Source organism: Asticcacaulis tiandongensis (assembly GCF_006475605.1).
GTDB lineage: Bacteria > Pseudomonadota > Alphaproteobacteria > Caulobacterales > Caulobacteraceae > Asticcacaulis > Asticcacaulis tiandongensis.
In genome coordinates this window covers 304,024-323,095 of the sequence record NZ_SSBC01000010.1, presented here as the reverse complement: position 1 = coordinate 323,095, position 19,072 = coordinate 304,024, and the positions used below count along the sequence as shown (strand labels likewise).

General features: G+C 56.1%; 18 protein-coding genes. 11 read left to right on the top strand and 7 right to left on the bottom strand.

Annotated features, from left to right (window positions below):
- Window positions 1–19: 19 nt before the first annotated feature.
- The 4 genes from rpoB to rplJ form a co-directional block, all read right to left on the bottom strand.
- Window positions 20–4,093: a DNA-directed RNA polymerase subunit beta gene (gene rpoB, locus E5201_RS05545; RefSeq protein WP_140985014.1), complete on the bottom strand. Its 4,074-nt coding sequence runs from the start codon at window positions 4,091–4,093 to the stop codon at window positions 20–22.
- A gap of 272 nt (window positions 4,094–4,365) precedes the next feature.
- Entirely contained in the window at window positions 4,366–5,448 is a 1,083-nt protein-coding gene (locus tag E5201_RS05540) for a glycosyltransferase family protein (protein WP_140985012.1), read from the bottom strand.
- Window positions 5,449–5,668: 220 nt separating this feature from the next.
- A complete protein-coding gene (gene rplL, locus E5201_RS05535; RefSeq protein WP_140985011.1) occupies window positions 5,669–6,052 on the bottom strand; it encodes a 50S ribosomal protein L7/L12 in 384 nt (127 codons plus the stop codon).
- 46 nt (window positions 6,053–6,098) lie between these two features.
- Window positions 6,099–6,614, bottom strand: a complete 516-nt coding sequence (gene rplJ / locus E5201_RS05530; protein WP_140985010.1) for a 50S ribosomal protein L10 — start codon at window positions 6,612–6,614, stop codon at window positions 6,099–6,101.
- Window positions 6,615–7,006: 392 nt separating this feature from the next.
- Here rplJ and E5201_RS05525 point away from each other — a divergent pair, with 392 nt between their 5' ends.
- The 3 genes from E5201_RS05525 (at window position 7,007) to E5201_RS05515 (ending at window position 8,978) form a co-directional block, all read left to right on the top strand.
- Window positions 7,007–7,315: a hypothetical protein gene (locus E5201_RS05525; RefSeq protein ID WP_140985008.1), complete on the top strand. Its 309-nt coding sequence runs from the start codon at window positions 7,007–7,009 to the stop codon at window positions 7,313–7,315.
- Between the two features lie 81 nt (window positions 7,316–7,396).
- Window positions 7,397–8,368: a DMT family transporter gene (locus E5201_RS05520; protein WP_140985007.1), complete on the top strand. Its 972-nt coding sequence runs from the start codon at window positions 7,397–7,399 to the stop codon at window positions 8,366–8,368.
- On the top strand, window positions 8,358–8,978 hold the full coding sequence (locus E5201_RS05515) for a MiaE family protein (protein WP_140985006.1): 621 nt from the start codon (window positions 8,358–8,360) through the stop codon (window positions 8,976–8,978). The genes E5201_RS05520 and E5201_RS05515 overlap by 11 nt, the downstream gene beginning before the upstream one ends.
- 95 nt (window positions 8,979–9,073) lie before the next feature.
- Here the strand turns inward: E5201_RS05515 and proC are convergent, their stop codons facing one another.
- The 3 genes from proC to E5201_RS05500 form a co-directional block, all read right to left on the bottom strand.
- Entirely contained in the window at window positions 9,074–9,874 is an 801-nt protein-coding gene (gene proC, locus E5201_RS05510; protein WP_140985005.1) for a pyrroline-5-carboxylate reductase, read from the bottom strand.
- A gap of 121 nt (window positions 9,875–9,995) precedes the next feature.
- On the bottom strand, window positions 9,996–10,523 hold the full coding sequence (locus E5201_RS05505) for a type III secretion system chaperone family protein (RefSeq protein WP_140985004.1): 528 nt from the start codon (window positions 10,521–10,523) through the stop codon (window positions 9,996–9,998).
- Window positions 10,524–10,532: 9 nt separating this feature from the next.
- The gene (locus E5201_RS05500; RefSeq protein ID WP_140985002.1) at window positions 10,533–10,820 is read right to left on the bottom strand and encodes an accessory factor UbiK family protein; all 288 of its coding nucleotides are present in this window, start codon (window positions 10,818–10,820) and stop codon (window positions 10,533–10,535) included.
- A 140-nt stretch (window positions 10,821–10,960) separates the two neighbouring features.
- Here E5201_RS05500 and lgt point away from each other — a divergent pair, with 140 nt between their 5' ends.
- From lgt to ychF, 8 genes are all read left to right on the top strand, one after another.
- Complete coding sequence (gene lgt / locus E5201_RS05495; RefSeq protein WP_140985001.1) at window positions 10,961–11,812, top strand: prolipoprotein diacylglyceryl transferase; 852 nt, start codon at window positions 10,961–10,963, stop codon at window positions 11,810–11,812.
- Window positions 11,812–12,921, top strand: a complete 1,110-nt coding sequence (locus tag E5201_RS05490; RefSeq protein WP_140985000.1) for a class I SAM-dependent methyltransferase — start codon at window positions 11,812–11,814, stop codon at window positions 12,919–12,921. The genes lgt and E5201_RS05490 overlap by 1 nt, the downstream gene beginning before the upstream one ends.
- 40 nt (window positions 12,922–12,961) lie before the next feature.
- A complete protein-coding gene (pgeF, locus tag E5201_RS05485) occupies window positions 12,962–13,744 on the top strand; it encodes a peptidoglycan editing factor PgeF (RefSeq protein WP_140984999.1) in 783 nt (260 codons plus the stop codon).
- A 122-nt stretch (window positions 13,745–13,866) separates the two neighbouring features.
- Window positions 13,867–14,802, top strand: coding sequence for a ribose-phosphate pyrophosphokinase (locus E5201_RS05480; RefSeq protein ID WP_140984998.1), 936 nt, complete (start codon window positions 13,867–13,869; stop codon window positions 14,800–14,802).
- Between the two features lie 350 nt (window positions 14,803–15,152).
- On the top strand, window positions 15,153–16,388 hold the full coding sequence (locus E5201_RS05475) for a hypothetical protein (protein ID WP_140984997.1): 1,236 nt from the start codon (window positions 15,153–15,155) through the stop codon (window positions 16,386–16,388).
- Window positions 16,389–16,598: 210 nt separating this feature from the next.
- Window positions 16,599–17,195 (top strand): 50S ribosomal protein L25/general stress protein Ctc, encoded by a 597-nt coding sequence (locus E5201_RS05470; protein WP_140984996.1) that lies wholly within the window; start codon window positions 16,599–16,601, stop codon window positions 17,193–17,195.
- Window positions 17,196–17,269: 74 nt separating this feature from the next.
- Window positions 17,270–17,884 carry an aminoacyl-tRNA hydrolase gene (gene pth, locus E5201_RS05465; RefSeq protein ID WP_140984995.1) on the top strand — a complete coding sequence of 205 codons (615 nt, stop codon included), beginning with the start codon at window positions 17,270–17,272 and terminating at the stop codon, window positions 17,882–17,884.
- A gap of 70 nt (window positions 17,885–17,954) precedes the next feature.
- Complete coding sequence (ychF, locus tag E5201_RS05460; RefSeq protein WP_140984994.1) at window positions 17,955–19,067, top strand: redox-regulated ATPase YchF; 1,113 nt, start codon at window positions 17,955–17,957, stop codon at window positions 19,065–19,067.
- The last annotated feature ends 5 nt before the right edge of the window (window positions 19,068–19,072 follow it).

Genomic DNA, 19,072 nt, shown 5'->3' with positions numbered 1-19,072 from the left:
GGGGGGTAAGGCTTGCGCCCTACCCTTGACCGTTTTCCAGTTCCACATTCAGACCCAGCGAACGCATTTCCTTGATCAGGACGTTGAACGACTCAGGGATACCGGCTTCGAAGCTGTCATCGCCACGGACGATGGCTTCATAAACCTTGGTACGACCGGCGACGTCATCGGACTTAACGGTGAGCATTTCCTGAAGGGTATAGGCGGCACCATAGGCTTCAAGCGCCCAGACCTCCATTTCCCCGAAGCGCTGACCACCGAACTGCGCCTTACCACCCAGCGGCTGCTGCGTGACAAGCGAGTACGGCCCGATAGAACGTGCGTGGATCTTATCGTCAACAAGGTGGTGCAGTTTCAGCATGTAGATGATGCCGACCGTAACCGGACGCTTGAACTGCTCACCCGTCAGACCATCAAACAGGATCGACTGACCCGAACGCTCAAGACCGGCAAACTCCAGCATGTTCTCGATGTCACCAATGTGGGCCCCATCGAATACCGGTGTGGCAATCGGCACGCCGCGTGCAAGGTTCTTCGCCAGTTCAATCAGTTCTTCTTCCGTTTCCGGAAGTTCCTGATCGGCGCCATAGGCCCCCTTCAGGTGATCGATAAGCGCCTGCTTCTGGCCGCCATTCTGCCACTCTTCAAGCAGGTTAGTGATCTGCTTGCCGATGTTGGCGCAGGCCCAGCCGAGGTGGGTTTCAAAGATCTGACCAACGTTCATACGCGAAGGCACGCCCAGCGGGTTCAGAACGATGTCCACATGCTCACCATCCGCAAGGAACGGCATGTCTTCCACGGGAAGAATTTTCGAGATAACCCCCTTGTTACCGTGACGACCGGCCATCTTGTCACCGGGCTGAAGCTTGCGCTTCACGGCAACGAAGACCTTGACCATCTTCATGACACCAGGAGGCAGTTCATCACCGCGTTGCAGCTTCTCGACCTTGTCTTCAAAACGACGGTCAAGACGCTTACGGGCTTCCTCGAACTGACGCTTCATGGCCTCAAGTTCGCCCATGACCTTTTCGTCTTCAAGGGCGATCTGCCACCACAGCCCGCGTGAGATTTCCGAAAGCTTGTCTTCGGTGATCACGCCACGACCAAGACCCTTAGGGCCAGACAGGGCGTTCTGACCGAGGATAACCTCTTTCAGACGGCCATAGATGTTACGCTCAAGAATCGTCAGTTCGTCGTCGCGGTCCTTGCCCAGACGTTCGATTTCATGACGTTCAATCGCCAGAGCGCGTTCGTCTTTTTCGACACCGTGACGGTTGAAGACACGTACTTCAACGATCGTACCGGCAACGCCGGGCGGCAGACGAAGCGAGGTATCGCGAACGTCGGACGCCTTTTCACCAAAGATGGCGCGCAGGAGCTTTTCTTCCGGCGTCATCGGGCTTTCACCCTTTGGTGTTACCTTACCGACCAGAATGTCACCCGGTTGCACTTCGGCACCGATGGCCACAATACCGGCTTCGTCGAGGTTACGCAGGGCTTCTTCACCGACATTCGGAATGTCGCGGGTGATTTCTTCAGGCCCAAGCTTCGTATCGCGGGCCATGACCTCGAATTCCTCAAGGTGGATCGAGGTGAAGATGTCGTCACGCACGATACGCTCGGAGATCAGGATCGAGTCTTCGAAGTTGTAACCGTTCCACGGCATGAAGGCCACGAGCACGTTACGACCCAGTGCCAGATCACCCAGATCGGTCGAAGGACCGTCAGCGATGATATCGCCACCGGCCACCTTGTCGCCAACCTTAACGATCGGACGCTGGTTGATACAGGTGTTCTGGTTCGAACGCTGGAACTTCGACAGACGATAGATATCGACGCCGGGCTTGGCCGGATCGGTTTCTTCGGTTGCACGGACAACGATACGGGTCGCATCCACCTGCTCGACCACACCGGTACGGCGGGCAGCAATGGTTGCACCGGAATCGCGGGCCACGACTTCTTCCATGCCGGTACCGACGAAAGGCGCATCGGCCTTAACGAGCGGAACGGCCTGACGTTGCATGTTCGAACCCATGAGGGCGCGGTTCGCATCGTCGTTTTCAAGGAACGGGATCAGGGCCGCCGCGACCGAAACAACCTGCTTCGGCGAGACGTCCATATAGTCAACCTGTTCAACACCCGCCAGCGTCACGTCGCCGTTGATACGAACCGTCGTCAGATCGTCAATGAACTTGCCATTGGCAATCGACACATTCGCCTGAGCGATGGTGTGCTTGGATTCTTCCATGGCCGACATGTAGGTCACGTCTTCCTGAACCACACCGTCGATCACACGACGATAAGGTGATTCAATGAAGCCGTACTTGTTGACGCGGGCATGGGTAGCCAGCGAGTTGATCAGACCGATGTTCGGGCCTTCCGGCGTTTCAATCGGGCAGATACGGCCATAGTGAGTCGGGTGAACGTCGCGGACTTCAAAGCCGGCGCGCTCACGCGTCAGACCACCAGGGCCCAAGGCCGAAAGACGACGCTTGTGCGTGATTTCCGACAGCGGGTTGGTCTGGTCCATGAACTGCGACAGCTGCGACGAGCCGAAGAATTCACGCACCGAAGCCGCGGCAGGCTTGGCATTGATCAGGTCATGCGGCATGACCGTGTCGATATCGACCGAGGACATACGCTCCTTGATGGCGCGTTCCATACGCAGCAGACCGATGCGGTACTGGTTTTCCAGCAACTCACCGACCGAACGTACACGACGGTTGCCGAGGTTATCGATGTCATCGATTTCGCCACGGCCGTCACGCAGACCAACGAGGATTTTCAGAATCTTAAGAATGTCGTCCTTGCGCAGGGTGCGCTCGGTGTCGGCAACGTCCTGCTCAAGACGCATGTTCATCTTGACGCGACCAACGCTCGACAGGTCGTAACGCTCAAGTTCAAAGAACAGGCTGTTATACATGGCCTCAGCCGCTTCGATGGTCGGCGGCTCACCCGGACGCATGACGCGGTAGATGTCAAACAGAGCATCTTCACGTGACGTGTTCTTGTCTACGCGCAGGGTCGAACGCATGTACGGCCCAACCGTTACATGGTCGATATCGAGCACGTCGATGGTCGAGAAGCCCTGCTCCTCAAGCACAGCAATCGCCGCCGCATCCAGTTCATCACCGGCTTCGGCATAGATTTCACCAGTTTCGAAGTTCACGGCGTCACGGGCCAGATAACGGCCATTCAGCGCGTCCGGCGACAGCAGCAGCGAAGAAACGGTTTCCCCCAGCTTCTTGGCGGTACGGGCCGAAATCTTGATGCCGGCCTGCGCAATCACTTCGCCAGTATCAGCATCAACCAGATCAAACTCCGGCTTCACACCGCGCCAGCGTTCCGCCTTATAGGGCGTGACCCAACCGGTCTCGCGCTTCTCGTAAGGCACAACATCGTAGAAGGTTGTGAGAATCTCTTCACCGTCCATGCCCAGCGCCATCAGGAACGATGTGGCAGGCAGCTTGCGGCGGCGGTCGATACGCACATAGACGATGTCCTTGGCGTCGAATTCAAAGTCGAGCCACGAACCACGATAAGGAATGATACGCGCCCCGAACAGAAGCTTGCCCGAAGAGTGGGTTTTGCCCTTGTCGTGATCGAAGAATACGCCCGGCGAACGGTGCATCTGGGAAACGATAACACGCTCCGTACCGTTGACGACAAAGGTACCCTTGTCGGTCATCAGCGGGATATCGCCCATATAGACGTCCTGCTCCTTGATGTCCTTGACCGAACGGGCGCCTGTGTCCTCGTCGGTTTCAAACACGATCAGGCGCAGCTTGACCTTCAGGGGTGCGGCATAGGTGATGTCACGCTGAATGCACTCTTCGACATCATATTTCGGCTCTTCGAACTCGTAGGACACATACTCAAGCGTCGCCCGATCGTTGAAATCCTTTACCGGAAATACGCTCTTGAAAACGGCCTCAAGCCCTTCGTCATTGCGCTCCACGGCGCGAACGAAGCGTTGCAGGAACTGTTCATAGGATGAGCGCTGAACCTCGATGAGGTTCGGCATGCGGATAGCTTCGGGGATACGGCCGAAAGACTTGCGAATCCGCTTTTTCTCGGTGAACGATAAGGTCATCGTTATTCCTTGTGCGTGGGACGCGATAAATTTTCAGGTTTACCACCCCTTGCGGGGCGTTTTGAGAAACGTTCAACGTGCCTGCTCTTTTATGATGATGGCTCATCAAAGACACTGTTTTTCAAAGGCTTTCAGTTCCGAAAGCGTAAGCCCCTCGCCGGTAGAAAGAGCATAAGACCGGCTTCAGGCCTATATTCAAGGCGCAATACGCCTCAAAGGGGAGCGTGCCATACCGCACTTATCCCCGTTTGTCGAGGGGAAACTTCATGCAACTACAATCGGTTTTTATTCAACAATTCATGAGACAAAGCCACGTGAGCCGCCACATAGGCTTGTGAGGAATAATCTGCCCTTGTTCTTTGCGCTGCACGTTTCGCCTTACCTGTTGCTTCATCACGGTTTTGGCGAATATGCACGGCAGAATCATACAGGGATGTATTTGAAGCGTGTTCCGCGAAATAGACCTCGTCATTAGAAAAATAACCGTCGATTCCACCAATATCTGTAACGATGAGCGGCTTTTCAAACAAATTTGCCTCAAAGATAGCCGTTATCCCCGAAGCATGCAGATTATGCTTCAAAGGCACAATGGCAATATCAGCCTCCATATAGGCCTCAATCAAATCGGCTTGCCGTGAAACGGGGCTTATATTAATATTTGAAGGCAAATCTCTTTTGCTGACGCGCGTAGATACAATGCGCACATCAAAATCGGTATTGGAAAATTGCGCAATAAGGGCATTCCAGTCACGGTGCCTGTCATTCCCAACCGCCATGATTTTGCGCCGCTCTTTTGCCGGAACGCCGCTATTTAAGACACCAAAACCGTCAGGATTAATGCCAAAATGTACCATGCGTACATCTTTGTCTGGTAACAGCTTCCGACAGGCGTCCCTGTTCCACTCAGAAAGAAAAGTTAAAACATCGGCCTGCTTTAGTAATCTCAAATACAACCACTTATGCAGCGGAGACAAACGGTTAAATTCGTCCATAAGCCAAACACTTTGACATATCATTTTGGGGCGCTTGATGTTGAAGAGCATACACAGGCACAAAATAGATAGATGCTGACTTTCGGTATGCGTCCAGATTACATCCGCCTTCTTCCATTCACCACGATTTCGATAGGCATGCAAAATATCAAACCCAAGCAAAAGGCGCAGCGCGCCTCTTACGAGCATTTGTAGAAAATTATACGAATGATCCGTTGAATAGGTAACGCGACATCCCAATGCCTGTGCCAGATAATATCCGTAGGCGTAAGCATCATTACAGCCTACCAATTGCCCGTTGATATATTTTTTGTGCCAGTTTTCCGCACCAAATCCATAGGCAACATGCACAAATACATTCATAAAACCCTCTTGAAATTGCCCAACATTATCACCGTACAATCACGCCTTCACATTTCCAGAAAAATAAAACTGGCGACACTTTGCCCCAGATTTAAGGCCCGCCACACCCGTTCAATCGAAAAAACAGCCCGCCACAAGTGTACCGTACATTCTAAACACAAAACAGGCCCGAAGGTTTCCCCTCGGGCCTGCTGTCTTGTAAATTTGGCAAAAGCCGGAATTACTTAACTTCGATCTTGGCGCCAGCGTCTTCAAGCTTCTTCTTGATGTCGGCAGCTTCTTGCTTAGAAACGTTTTCCTTAACGTTCTGAGGTGCGCCCTCAACCAGATCCTTGGCTTCCTTCAGACCGAGGTCTGCACGGATGCCACGGATTTCCTTGATCACGTTGATCTTCTTGTCGCCGCCGTCAACCAGAACAACGGTGAACTCGGTTTGCTCTTCAGCAGCTTCAGCCGGAGCAGCAGCAGCGCCGCCAGCAGCAGCAACAGCAACCGGAGCCGCAGCCGAAACGCCCCAGGCTTCTTCAAGAGCCTTCGACAGCTCAGCAGCTTCGAGAACGGTCAGGGTCGAAAGTTCTTCGACCAGCTTTTCAATCTTAGACATGGTATTTCCTTAAAAGGGTAGTGTGTGTGAATTACGGAACAGCTGATTAAGCGGCGTCTTTGGTCGCGTAAGCGTTGAACACGCGAGCCAGTTGACCTGCCGGAGCCTGCAGTACGCCTGCAACCTTGGTTGCCGGAGCTTGCAGAACGCCAACGATCTTGGCGCGGAGTTCGTCCAGAGACGGCAGAGTGGCCAGAGCCTTGATACCGGCTTCATTGAGGACTTCCGTCCCCATCAGGCCGCCAATGAGCTTGAGCTTGTCATTTTCTTTGGCGTACTGAGCGGTAATCTTGGCGGCGGTCACAGGGTCTGAACCATAGGCCAGAGCGACAGGGCCTTTGAACAGGGCATTGCCTGCGTCACCGACCGAGCCATCAAGCGCCTTAACGGCCAGACGGTTTTTGAACACCTTAAGCACAGCGCCTTCTTTACGAAGACGGTTGCGCAGTTCAGCTAATTCCACAAAGGTCAGACCCGAGTACTGGGTCACAACCACGACGCCGGATTCGGCGAAGACGCCCTTGAGCTCTTCGATCGAACTGGCTTTTTGTGCGCGGTCCATTGCGGCCTCCAATTGAGGTGGTGCCTTGCAGGAACAGCCCTGCAAAGCGTAACAACGACAAATACGCCAGAGACTAAACTCTGACGGCCTGCCGACTGTCCATGTGATGAGAAGCTATACCCCAATAAGGCTGCACCGCTTTCCTTTTAACGGGAAAACCATGTAAATCCTTGTGGCGTTGCGTCCCGTCTATTTTCGGCGTCTGAAGGCTTTCAGACAATTATGGCTCAGGTGGCCCCTGCGCCCCGAAGGTCTCGGACAGAACGACCTGAAGGTTGCCCTTCATGCCGAAGGCCGCCCAATACACACAATGCCCGGTGAAATCAAGCCTGTTCCGCGCACTTGCTTAATCTTATAAGGAATTTCAGAGTGAGAGGGGAGCTAACCGGCTAATGAAACTACCACTTATTTTTCAACGATCACATCGCGCCAAATCGCTTAAATTCATAGGCATTATGGTCGTATTACTCGTTTTGTTTTTTGTGTGCGATGAAGAATTTATCAGCAATTCCCGAAAATTAGGCCGCCTTGCAGAGGCAATTGGCGTGACGCCTGTCATGTGGGGAATGCGTATATTCTTCATGTCCCTGTTTCTCCTTTTACTTTTGGCATTACCGGACGGCGCAAAAACGGATGAAACTATCGACCGCATGGCCCGCCAAAAACATCAATTCGACAACAGTATCCGGCGCGAAAAATAGCCCCTACTCTTTTACCGCCCAACCGCCTATAGGGAGCGCGTTTCCCACTTACCCCGCTCCGTAGGCGGGGATGAGGCCCCTATGCGTAACCCTGCCGTTGTCGCCTGTATACTGGCGCTGTTTTCCGCCCTGTGCTGGGGCATTGCCGGTACGCTGGCCCAGTTTCTGTTTCACCACAAAAACATAAGCCCCGAATGGCTGGTCACGGCGCGTATGCTTGTGACCGGTGTTCTGATGACTGCCTTTGCCCTGATACGCCGCCCCAAAGTAACCTTGTCTGTTTTCTCAGATCGCAAAGACACCTTGCGGCTCTTATCCTTCAGCATCCTGGGCATGTGGTCGGTGCAATATACCTATTTCGCGGCTATAAATGCCTCGAATGCTGCCACCGCGACCATCATACAGTATGTCGGGCCGGTATTGATTGCGGGCTGGTACGCGGCCATAGAAAAACGCTGGCCCCGCCCCCTTGAGTTCCTGTGTCTGTTCATGGCTATCGGCGGCGTCTTCCTTCTGGTGACGCACGGGCGTCCGGACAGCCTGAGCCTGTCGCCCATGGCCCTGTTCTGGGGCTTGCTCGCCGCCGTCGCACTGGCGGTCTATACCATCCAGCCCCTGCAACTGATGTCGCGCTATCCGACCGAAGCCGTCATTGGCTGGGCCATGCTCATCGGCGGCGGCCTGTTCAGCCTCATAAGCCAGCCCTGGCATATCGAAGGCGTCTGGGACCCTCAGTCCTTAAGCGCCTTTGCCTTCATTGTCGTCTTCGGCACGCTTTTGTCGTTTCACGCCTATCTGACTGCCGTAAAGCTGATCGGTGCCCGCCCCGTCAGCCTGATGGCCTGCGCCGAACCCCTGGCCGCGGCAGGCATAGGCATTGTCTGGTTGAAAATACCCTTCGGAGCCTATGACTGGCTGGGGGCGACCCTTATTCTTGGCACCATCCTTATTCTGACGCTTCAGGAACAAAAACCGCCAAACACAGAGACCGTGAAACCTGCAACCGCTTGCACACCTTCAGACCTGCTGGCAAAAGACGCTCATGCTGAGTGAGATACACGCCTTTTTGCAGTCCGAAACCCCGCCGGAGTGGGTCGATGCCGCCCTGTCTAATCAGGAGCTTCTGCTGCTGGATCATAAGGCCTGCGAATACAAGGCCGCCTCCAATGCGCTCAACCTGATGGCCAAATACAATACCCATGTCGAACTGATCGACGCCATGAGCCGTCTGGCGCGTGAGGAGCTTGTGCACCACGAACAGGTCATGAAGCTGATTAAAAAGCGCGGCATCGCCTTAAGGCCGATTTCCGCCGCCCGTTATGCTTCGGGCTTACGGGCGCATATCCGGCGCAAAGAGCCGCACATGCTCGTCGATGTATTGGTGATTTCAGCCTTTATCGAAGCCCGTTCCTGCGAACGCTTCGCCGCCATAGCACCGCATCTCGATGCAGAACTTTCAAAGTTCTATTTCGGCTTGCTGGCCAGCGAAGCCCGTCATTATCAGGGATTTCTGAAACTGGCGCATCTCTATGGCGACGCTGATGACATTGCCGCCCGCATCCAGACCCTTCGCCCCATCGAACAGGCGTTAATTGCTGACCCTGACCCCGAATTTCGGTTTCACTCAGGGAAGCCACAGGGCCTCAGGCCCTGCACCCATTAGCCCCGAGGCAGGTAACGCCTTCCTTTATCCTCCCCTGTAGCGCAGCGTACGGGGGAGGTGGCGAGCTTGTCGAGCCGGAGGGGGCAAACAGGCGATTACCCCAGTTCCCGTGATCGCTTTTGCGCCGCCAACACGGTTGCGGTAATCAATTCATTCAAGCCCTGCCCTTCGGCCCGCAGAAATTTCAGACCCGCTTCGGTCGTTCCACCGGGAGAGGCGACTTTCTTGATCAGCGCCTCAGGCTCCTCACCGGAAATATCCAGCAGGTTAGCCGCAGAAATCAGTGTCGCCCGCGCCAGCACCCGCGCATCATCCGCCTCAAGACCGGCCTCAAGCCCCGCTGCCTCAAGCGCTGCCGCAAAGGCATAGACATAGGCAGGCCCCGATCCGGAAACCGCCGTCGCCGCATCAATCAGCCCCTCATCACCCAACACCACCGTCGAAGCTATCGGCTCAAAAATACATTTGGCCGCCTCAAGCGCTTCGCTTTCAGCTGCATAAAGACTGGCCACGCCCTTGCCGGTCGCCACGCCTGTGGTCGGCATGACCCGTGCCACCTTGCGCGCGCCAAAGGCCGCCGACAGATCAGTGGTGCGCACACCGGCCATAACCGATACGATCACGGCATCAGCCCTCAGCTTGTCACCAAAGGCTTCCGCCACCGCCCGCCAGCCCTGTGGCTTGACGGCGACGATCACGGTTCGGGCTTCGGCCAGCACATCAGCCTCAGGATTAAGCCTTGCCCCCAGTTCGCCATAGGCCTGCGCCTCTGCCTGTGGATGAAGATCAAGGATAATAACGTCTGACGGATCAACCGTCGTCGTCACCCGCAACCCCTTAAGGATCGACCCTCCAAGCGCCCCTGCGCCGATAATCATCAAAGGCAAAGCCAGCATCTTAAAATCCGGAAATTAAAGTCATATTCAGGCGACGGGCCGCCCCGAGCCTGAATATGTCAAATCAGAAACCATGAAAAACGTATTTTGGCCAAAGGCCAAAAACTTTTTCATGATCCCCCTATGCCTCCCCCACCGTCTCAAACAGACAGGCCGTTATCGCGTCAGCAGGCGACTGCCCGCCACGAATAAGGAAATCAAACGCTGGATAGAAACGGTCAACCGTCTCTGCCGCGCTGTTGATCATGTGGGCGGTTTGCATTGGGCTTGGGCGCTCCGCCGGACTAAAGGCCATGGTGTGCCTGAAGACAATATCCGCCACAGACGCGCCATTGCCGCCGATTTCATCCTGATACAGTTCAAAATGCCCGAACCACACCCGCTGATTAACCAACGTCAGAAGCTCATAGAGCCTGAGCAACTGCACTTCGGTAAACGGCAGATCAAGCGTGCAACACAACTGTATGCACTCGCCTTCCGGTCGCCAGGAAAACCACAGGTCATAGGTTTTCCAGTCCCCTTTAAGCGAAAAGATCACCTCGCCCTCAGGCGTGCGTTCAAAATTCAGCCCTTCATCGCTCAGAATGGTTTCGACCATCTCAAGCGGGTCGGAACTCATGTCGGCATCATAGGCCTGTGGCAAATCCATAATATGTACTTACTCTGCGTCAGTCTCGGGGGTAGTGTTTTCTGGTGTCGCTGTCTTTTTGGCCGCAGGCTTCTTCACTGAAGCAGACCTTAGTTCGGCAATCTCAAGCCTTAAGGCCGCGATCTCATCCTTCAGCGCCAGTAATTCATCACGGCGCACCAGATCAAACTCGGCGACAAACTTGTCCCCCTGCGCCTGAAACGCGGCCTTGGCCTCATCGCCTGCCGATTGCATCAGCGACATGGCATTGGCTGACATCTTGGCAAATTCATCGAGGAACGGATTTTTCGACTGCACGACTAAAGCTCCTGTTAAACGGGTGTCACGCCCCGCCTATACGCGTTACGCCTACTGAAAGAAAGTTTTTCACGATTCTTGCCCCGCTTCGATGATTCCTTTAGGTCTGAAGCAACTGTTTCACAGGTTTGCACCACATCATGACATTACCGGATATCGATCCTATTCTCCTGCAGATCGGCCCTGTGGCGATCCATTGGTATGCTCTGGCCTATATTGTCGGTATTGCGCTGGGCTGGTGGTATCTGCATCGCCTGATCAATAACGAAGCCCTGTGGGGCCCCAAGGGCGCGCCGCTTGATAATACCCGCCTTGAAGACATGGTTCTGTGGCTGGCGCTGGGTATTATTGTCGGCGGGCGCATCGGTTACATTCTGTTCTATGATCTGGCCGCTGTCATGGCTGATCCGCTGCGCGCCTTCCGCGTCTGGGAAGGCGGCATGGCCTTCCATGGCGGTTTTATGGGCGTGGTTATAGCCGCGCTCCTTTATGCCCGTGCCCAAAAGATCAATCCATGGTCTCTGGGGGATTTGCTGGCCTGTGCCGCTCCTATCGGCCTGTTCCTTGGGCGTATGGCCAACTTCGTCAATGGCGAGCTTTGGGGCCGCCCGACTGATGCACCGTGGGGGATTGTCTTCTGCAACAGCTATACGCCAATTAACGCACAGGGCGCGTGCATTGCCGGTCTTGCCCCCCGCCACCCGAGCCAGCTCTACGAAGCCGCCCTCGAAGGCCTTCTGTTGTTTGTCATTCTGTTCGTCCTCACCCATGTCTATAAAAAACTGCGCCAGCCGGGCCTGCTGATGGGCATTTTCATCGCCGGTTATGGCCTCAGCCGCATTCTGGTGGAAACGGTTCGCAACCCCGATGAGCACATGACCAATTTTCAGGTCATCACCATGGGCATGATCCTGTCGACGCCGATGGTGCTGGCGGGCCTGGTGATCATCGCACTGGCTCTGAAAGGAAAGACGCAGGGAAAGCCTGACTGATGGCTGACCTGCCCCCCCTCAAAGTCCGCCTGACCGAGCAAATCCGCCTCGATGGCCCGATGACCATTGCCGACTATATGTGGGCCTGTCTGCATGACCCATATGGCGGCTATTACGCCACCCGTCCGGCTCTGGGGGCAGAGGGTGACTTCATCACCGCCCCGCTGGTTTCTCAGGTATTTGGCGAACTGTTGGGCCTGTGGGTGTTGCAGGTCTGGCAGGATATGGGCGCGCCAGAGCGTATAAATCTTGTCGAAACCGGCCCCGGTGATGGCACCCTGATGGCCGATATGCACCGCGCCTTTGCACTGATGCCCGCGTTTCAGACCGCCGCCACTATCTATATGCTTGAGGCCTCCGCCCCTCTCAAAGCCCGTCAGCTTGAGCGTCTGCCGCATATCAAACACCTCGACAGCCTGCACCATATCCCGACCGACGCGCCGGTGATTGTTATCGGCAATGAAATCCTTGACTGCCTGCCCGCCCGTCAGTTCCAACTGGCCCCTGATGGCTGGTTTGAACGCCGCGTCGGCCTGACTGAAACCGGCGAACTTTGTATCGGCCTGATCCCTGCCCCCGAGGGCTTTACCGCCCCGTTTGACGCCGTATCGCCACAGGTGGCCGAAATCTCTCCGGCGCAAAACCAGTTTATCGAAGCCATTTCCGGCATCGTCAAATCCGCCAGCGGGGCCGCCCTGTTCATCGACTATGGCCGCGACACCCCCGAAGCCGGCGACACGCTTCAGGCCCTTTACCGCCACGAAAAGCGCGACCCGCTCGAAGCCCCCGGCGAACATGACCTGACCCAGTGGGCGGATTTTCCCTCGCTCATGGCCACCGCCGCCCGTTCCGGCCTGCATGTCGCCCCCCTGACGCCTCAGGGTCTGTTCCTGCAACGCCTTGGCATTGAGGCCCGCTTTGAGGCGCTGGCCTCGCAAAACCCTGATCAGGCCGAAAAACTGTTCCATCAGTTTGAGCGCCTGACCGCCGAAGATGAAATGGGCACCCTCTTCAAGGTCATGGGCCTCAGCTACCCGCCCAAGCCCTTACCCGCTCTGGATCCGTCTTCATACTCCCCTATCTCTGATGGGGGAGATGTCACGAAGTGACAGAGGGGGAATCTTACTTACTAAAAAGGCATAATGCCCCATGACAGCCCCCCTGCCCCCGCGCATCCTGCACCCGCTCCTTGACCTGCCGGAAATCACCCACGGTTTCTTCACGCGTCTGGGCGGCGTCTCCGAAGCGCCCTACCTCAGCCTCAATGCCGGAGCCGGTTCCAAAGACGCCCCCGAAGCCGTCGCCGAAAACCGTCGCCGCATCGCCTCTGCCTTTGATCAGCCCCCTGAACGCCTCCTGACCTGTTATCAGGTACATTCAAGCCGTGTCGTGACCGTAGATGGCCCATGGGTAACCGATGCCCGACCTGAAGCCGATGGTCTGGTGACCCGCACCTCCGGTCTGGTGCTCGGAGCACTGTCCGCCGATTGCGCGCCGATATTATGGGCAGATCCGGTTAATGGCGTCGTCGGGGCCTGTCACGCAGGCTGGAAGGGGGCGCTTCACGGCATGATCGAAGCCGAATACGACGCCCTGATCGCTCAGGGCGCACAGCACGACCACCTCAGAGCGGTCATTGGCCCCTGCATCGCACAAGCCTCCTACGAAGTCTCAGCCGACTATGAGACCACCTTCCTTGAAAATGACGCCGATAGCGGCGCGTTTTTCCTGATGGGAGACACGCCTGACAAACGCTGGTTCGACCTGCCGGGCTTTTGCCTGATGCGCCTGAAACGTCTCGGTCTGACGCAAATCGCCGCCACCGGCCACGACACCTGCGCGCAGGCCGACCTCTTTTTCTCAAACCGCCGCACCTTCAAACAGGGCGAAGCGGACTATGGCCGCCTGATCAGTGCGATCGCCTTGCGTTAAACTCACCAAAACCACACCCGACGGATATTTTAACACTTTTGAGACAAAGCCCTTGCCCCTGTCGACGCACCTGTTAAAAGCCCCGAAATAATCCAAACCTGCTCCGCACCGGAATTGATATCATGAAACTTCTGTCGGCAAACTCCAACCGCTCTTTGTCTCAGGCCATTGGCAAATATCTCGATGTCCCCCTGACCAAGGCCCGCGTTCAGCGCTTTGCCGATAATGAAATCTTCGTCACCATCGACGAAAACGTGCGCGGCGAAGACATCTTTGTCATTCAGTCGACCAGCTATCCGGCCAACGACAACCTGATGGAACTGCTGATCTGTATTGACGCCCTGACCCGCGCCTCGGCCAAACGCATCACCGCCGTCATCCCCTATTTCGGCTACGCCCGTCAGGATCGCAAGACCGGTGGTCGCACCCCTATCTCGGCCAAGCTGGTTGCCAACCTGATCACGCGTGCCGGTGCGCACCGCGTCCTGACCATGGACCTGCACGCCGGTCAGATTCAGGGCTTCTTCGATATTCCGACCGATAATCTCGTGGCCATCCCGTTCATGGCGCGTGACATCAAGGACAATTACGAAAAATCAAGCGACATCATGGTCGTTTCCCCCGATGTCGGCGGTGTGGTGCGCGCCCGCGCCCTGGCGGACCGCCTCGGCGGCGATCTGGCCATTGTCGACAAGCGCCGCCCCAAGGCCGGTGAATCCGAAGTGATGAACATCATCGGTGAGGTCGATGGCCGCGACTGCATCCTGTTCGACGATATCGTCGATTCCGGCGGCACGCTGGTCAATGCCGCCAAGGCGTTGATCGATCGTGGTGCAAAATCCGTTTCGGCCTATATCAGCCACGGCGTCCTGTCGGGCGAAGCCCTCAACCGCGTCGACAGCTCCGTCCTCAAGGAACTGGTCATCACCGACTCCATCGAGGTACCGGAAAAAATCCGCAATCACCCGAAGATCCGCATCGTCAGCGTTGCCCCGCTGATCGGTGAGGCCATCCGCCGTATCGCCAACGAAGAGTCGGTCTCAAAGCTGTTTGACTAAAAGAGTGGCAGCAGGTCCTGATCCTTACAGGCTTTTTACATCTGCTTAACGTCATATTAACCCTGAAACCGCGTCATAAGGCCGTAACATTCGCGCCGTTAAATGAGGCGGTTCGGGTGTGCATTTCCGTTTTCCTCCCCTGAGTCCCTCAGACACCACGTCATACTTTTGGCGCTTTTGTCTGGGTTCTTTCTCATTTGGGGAATCGTATTCTGTCAGCGGTTGTAATTCATTCCTTTCGGCGCAGCATATGCTGAATTACCCGCAGGGATTGCCCAAAGGCAGAGTGCCGATGACAGAGTGTCAATAAATCGTTTTACCTGCCCAGGGCCACAGGGGAGTAATAGGTTATGAATTTCGCTATCGGGGCATCGCAACCCGTCTCAAAGAAACGCTTCTGGTTACGCTTAAGCGCCGGTGTTGTGACACTGGCCATGGTTGCGGCCTGTAAAACCGTTGAGCCACCTCCCCCGCCACCGCCGCCTCCAGCGCCTGCTGGCCCACCGGTGTCCCTGTCGCCGCATGTGTCTGATGCGGCTTCGATCTATGTCACCTATGTCAATCTGGCCCGCAATATGGGTTCGGGCCTTGCCGATGGTCAGGCGGTAGCCACCCGTCTTCAGGAAGGGGCCAGCTACGAACCCACCCAGATGGCCACAGGTGCGGTGGCCTATGGGGCCATTGTCGCCATGCAGGAACCGGCTTTCCGCTCACAGCTGCGCGGCTACGCCTCCGATGAAGCCACCCGTCGTGAGATGGTTGATCGCCTGATCCGCGACCCGTCTTACGCGGCCTCGATCCCCGGTGCCAATATCGCCGCCCGCCGCGTCATTCTGGCCCTGTCGTCTGACGGCGAAGCCATCTACAAGAAAGGTGCCGAGTTCAAACAGGCGGCCTATTCCATCCAGAAAGAAAAATGGGCCAAGGGCGTTGTCACTGGCCCTGCCGAGCGTCTGGCAGCCACCAAACTAGCCTCATCAACCAAACAAAGCGTCTTTGCAGACGAAAGTGCCCACCTTATGGCTTCGGCCCTGTCGGGTCAGGGCCTGAAAACCTACGCCTCAACTGGTGCCTTAAGCGCCGAAGCCTCGGCCTATGACGCAGGCACCGCCACCACTCCGGCACCTGTCGCAGATCAACTGGTTACCACGGCAGCCACCCCCGGTGCCTTTGCCCGCGAAGACCTGTTTACCACGCCCTATACGGCCGGTGTAAACCGCTCACTGGCCATTGCCGCCCTCTCCATTCTCGGTGAAGGCACAGGCGCTAACGAAGAAGCCATTCAGGCCATGCTGAATGACGGCCATTCCTCGCGCTGCCTTAACGAATCAAAGCTGAACCTCAACCAGTGTCTGGCGGCCTCGCGCTTCCATTTTGATGATGTCTTCTGTGTCGGACAGCACATTCTGATGGATACGGGCAACTGTATCGGCGAACTGTCTTCCAATGCGCTGGACCTCTCCCCCAAGCGTCAGGTGGCCCTGAATGCCGATGGCACCGAGGCGATGAAATACGCCAACGCCAAGCCCTATATACAACCGGCAAAACCGGCGGCCAGAAAGACAGCGGCCAAAAAGAAGAAATAACCTGCCAAAAGCGGCCCTGACGGGCCGCTTTTTTTATCATTGCCTCTGGACAAAGGCATAAAGACAGGTTTTAAGCGCCGCAAATGGTTGCGTTCTACGCATATTATGTGTATCTACGCGCCTCTTGAGATTTACGGGATATTCCCACGCTGCGGTTGTCGGGCGTTATGTCATGACGACGGCGGCGCGTTTTGTTTGAGGAAATGGCTGATGGCCGATATCGTTTTAGACGTAGAAGTTCGTGAGCGTACCGGTACCGGTGGCGCCCGTGAGACCCGCAATGCAGGTAAGGTCCCCGGCGTACTGTACGGTGGCAACAAGGAGCCTGTGGCCATTGCGGTCAAGCTCAATGAGTTCAAAAAGGCCCTCTTTACCGGTCGCCTTAACGGTCACCTCGTGACCGTTAAGCACACCAAGGGAACCGAGAAAGCCATCGCCAAGGCGATTGACTTCCATCCGGTCACCGACGTGCCCCTGCACTTCGACCTGTACCGCGTCGAAGAAAACCAGTCGATCAAGATCAATGTGCCGGTGCACTTCAAGAACAACGAAGCCTCTCCCGGCCTGAAAAAGGGCGGCGCCCTGAACATTGCTCTGCACGAAGTTGAAGTTCAGGTTCCGGCTGGCCACATCCCTGAGGATATCGTGGTTGACCTGACCGGTCTCGAAATCGGCCAGAGCGTTCACATCAGCGACCTGAAGCTGCCTTCAGACGCCGCCGCCACTCAGGCAGGTGACGTGGTTGTGGCTTCGATCACCGGCGTTGCTGCTGCTGAGGAGCCTGCCGAAGGCGAAGCTGAAGCCTAAGGCTTTCAAAAACATTGCAAAAAGACCCTGTTCCTGCCAAAGGGACAGGGTCTTTTTGTATCTGAGGGTTCGATATGTATCTGATCGTGGGCCTGGGTAATCCCGGTGGGCAATATGCCAAAAACAGGCACAATATCGGCTTCATGTTCATCGACGAGTTGATCCGTTCCTCAGGCTTCGGCCCTGAGCGTAACAAGTTCCAGTCGGTCATGTCCGAAGGCACGGTGCAAACCGCCAAAGGCCCCGTAAAGGCTCTCGCCCTCAAGCCCCAGACCTATATGAACCTGTCCGGCAATGCCGTGAAGGAAGCCGCTGCCTTCTACAAGATCGATCCCGACCACATCATCGTCTATCATGACGAGCTTGATCTCGCCCCCGGTCGCCTGCGTATGAAACTCGGTGGCGGGCATGCCGGTCACAATGGCCTGCGCTCGATCATGAGCCACCTAGGCCCCAACTTCGTCCGTGCGCGTATGGGCATCGGCCACCCCGGCCAGAAAGAACTGGTACATAGCTGGGTGCTGTCAGACTTCTATAAGGCTGACACATGGGTTGAACGCCTGAATGACGCCGCCGTATCCGCCCTGCCGCTGCTACTGGCCGGTGAAACGGAAAAATACCAGACCGAGGTGATGCGTCTGGCCCCCGCTCCCAAACTCGACCCGAAACAGGCCAACCCTCAACCATAGTCTCTGGTCAAAACCCGTCTGGCATGTTAGCCACGCGCCAATTCCTTTTTACAGACACCACCGGATTATCATGGCCCTGAAAGTCGCTATCGTCGGTCTGCCCAATGTCGGCAAGTCCACCCTGTTCAACGCCCTGACGCAAACCGCTTCAGCACAGGCTGCCAACTATCCGTTCTGCACCATCGAACCGAATACCGGTGACGTGGCCGTGCCGGAACCGCGCCTTGAGGTGCTGGCAAAGATCGTCGGCTCAAAGGAAATCATCCCGGCCCGCATCAACTTCGTTGATATTGCCGGTCTGGTGCGCGGCGCGTCAAAGGGCGAAGGTCTGGGCAACCAGTTTCTCGCCAATATCCGCGACTGTGACGCCATCGCCTTTGTCGCCCGTTGCTTCGTCGATACCGACATCACCCATGTCGAAGGCCGCATTGACCCCTTAAGCGACCTTGAGATCATTGAAACCGAGTTGATGCTCGCCGATCTCGAATCGCTCGAAAAGCGCTTGCCGCAACTGGAAAAGCGCGCCAAGACCGGCGGTGACAAGGAAGCAGCGCTTACCGTGTCTCTAATCAATGCCGCTCTGGCCGAACTGCGCGAAGGCCGTCCGGCGCGCATCGCCGACGAAAAGGGCAAAATATCCAAAGAAGACCGCAAGGCGTGGGAGATGCTCCAGCTTCTGACCTCAAAGCCTGCGCTTTATGTCTGCAACGTCGATGAAGGCTCCGCCGACAAGGGCAACGACCTGTCCGACTCCGTCGCCGTCCGCGCCAAGGCAGACCATGCCAATTCCGTGGTCATCTCGGCCCAGATCGAATCGGAAATCGCCCTGCTTGATTCTGAAGAGCGTAATGAATTTCTTGAAACCCTCGGCCTTGAGGAACCTGGCCTCAACCGCCTGATCCGCGAAGCCTACAGCCTTCTGGGCCTGCAATCCTACTTCACCGTAGGCCCCAAGGAAGCCCGCGCCTGGACCATTCCCGTCGGAGCCACCGCCCCTCAGGCCGCCGGTGTCATCCATTCGGATTTTGAAAAGGGCTTCATCCGCGCTGAAACCATGGCCTATGACGACTTCGTCAAGTTTAACGGCGAAGCGGGCTGCAAGGAAGCCGGAAAATTCCGTCAGGAAGGCAAGGAATATGTCGTCAAGGACGGCGATGTCCTGAACTTCCGCTTTAATGTCTAGTTATT

Excerpts from the sequence above, each read along its gene's own strand:
- rpoB (WP_140985014.1), bottom strand. The coding sequence starts at position 4,093 with ATGACCTTATCGTTCACCGAGAAAAAGCGGATTCGCAAGTCTTTCGGC.
- E5201_RS05540 (WP_140985012.1), bottom strand. The coding sequence starts at position 5,448 with ATGAATGTATTTGTGCATGTTGCCTATGGATTTGGTGCGGAAAACTGG.
- rplL (WP_140985011.1), bottom strand. The coding sequence starts at position 6,052 with ATGTCTAAGATTGAAAAGCTGGTCGAAGAACTTTCGACCCTGACCGTT.
- rplJ (WP_140985010.1), bottom strand. The coding sequence starts at position 6,614 with ATGGACCGCGCACAAAAAGCCAGTTCGATCGAAGAGCTCAAGGGCGTC.
- E5201_RS05525 (WP_140985008.1), top strand. The coding sequence starts at position 7,007 with ATGAAACTACCACTTATTTTTCAACGATCACATCGCGCCAAATCGCTT.
- E5201_RS05520 (WP_140985007.1), top strand. The coding sequence starts at position 7,397 with ATGCGTAACCCTGCCGTTGTCGCCTGTATACTGGCGCTGTTTTCCGCC.
- E5201_RS05515 (WP_140985006.1), top strand. The coding sequence starts at position 8,358 with ATGCTGAGTGAGATACACGCCTTTTTGCAGTCCGAAACCCCGCCGGAG.
- proC (WP_140985005.1), bottom strand. The coding sequence starts at position 9,874 with ATGCTGGCTTTGCCTTTGATGATTATCGGCGCAGGGGCGCTTGGAGGG.
- E5201_RS05505 (WP_140985004.1), bottom strand. The coding sequence starts at position 10,523 with ATGGATTTGCCACAGGCCTATGATGCCGACATGAGTTCCGACCCGCTT.
- lgt (WP_140985001.1), top strand. The coding sequence starts at position 10,961 with ATGACATTACCGGATATCGATCCTATTCTCCTGCAGATCGGCCCTGTG.
- E5201_RS05490 (WP_140985000.1), top strand. The coding sequence starts at position 11,812 with ATGGCTGACCTGCCCCCCCTCAAAGTCCGCCTGACCGAGCAAATCCGC.
- pgeF (WP_140984999.1), top strand. The coding sequence starts at position 12,962 with ATGACAGCCCCCCTGCCCCCGCGCATCCTGCACCCGCTCCTTGACCTG.
- E5201_RS05480 (WP_140984998.1), top strand. The coding sequence starts at position 13,867 with ATGAAACTTCTGTCGGCAAACTCCAACCGCTCTTTGTCTCAGGCCATT.
- E5201_RS05475 (WP_140984997.1), top strand. The coding sequence starts at position 15,153 with ATGAATTTCGCTATCGGGGCATCGCAACCCGTCTCAAAGAAACGCTTC.
- E5201_RS05470 (WP_140984996.1), top strand. The coding sequence starts at position 16,599 with ATGGCCGATATCGTTTTAGACGTAGAAGTTCGTGAGCGTACCGGTACC.
- pth (WP_140984995.1), top strand. The coding sequence starts at position 17,270 with ATGTATCTGATCGTGGGCCTGGGTAATCCCGGTGGGCAATATGCCAAA.
- ychF (WP_140984994.1), top strand. The coding sequence starts at position 17,955 with ATGGCCCTGAAAGTCGCTATCGTCGGTCTGCCCAATGTCGGCAAGTCC.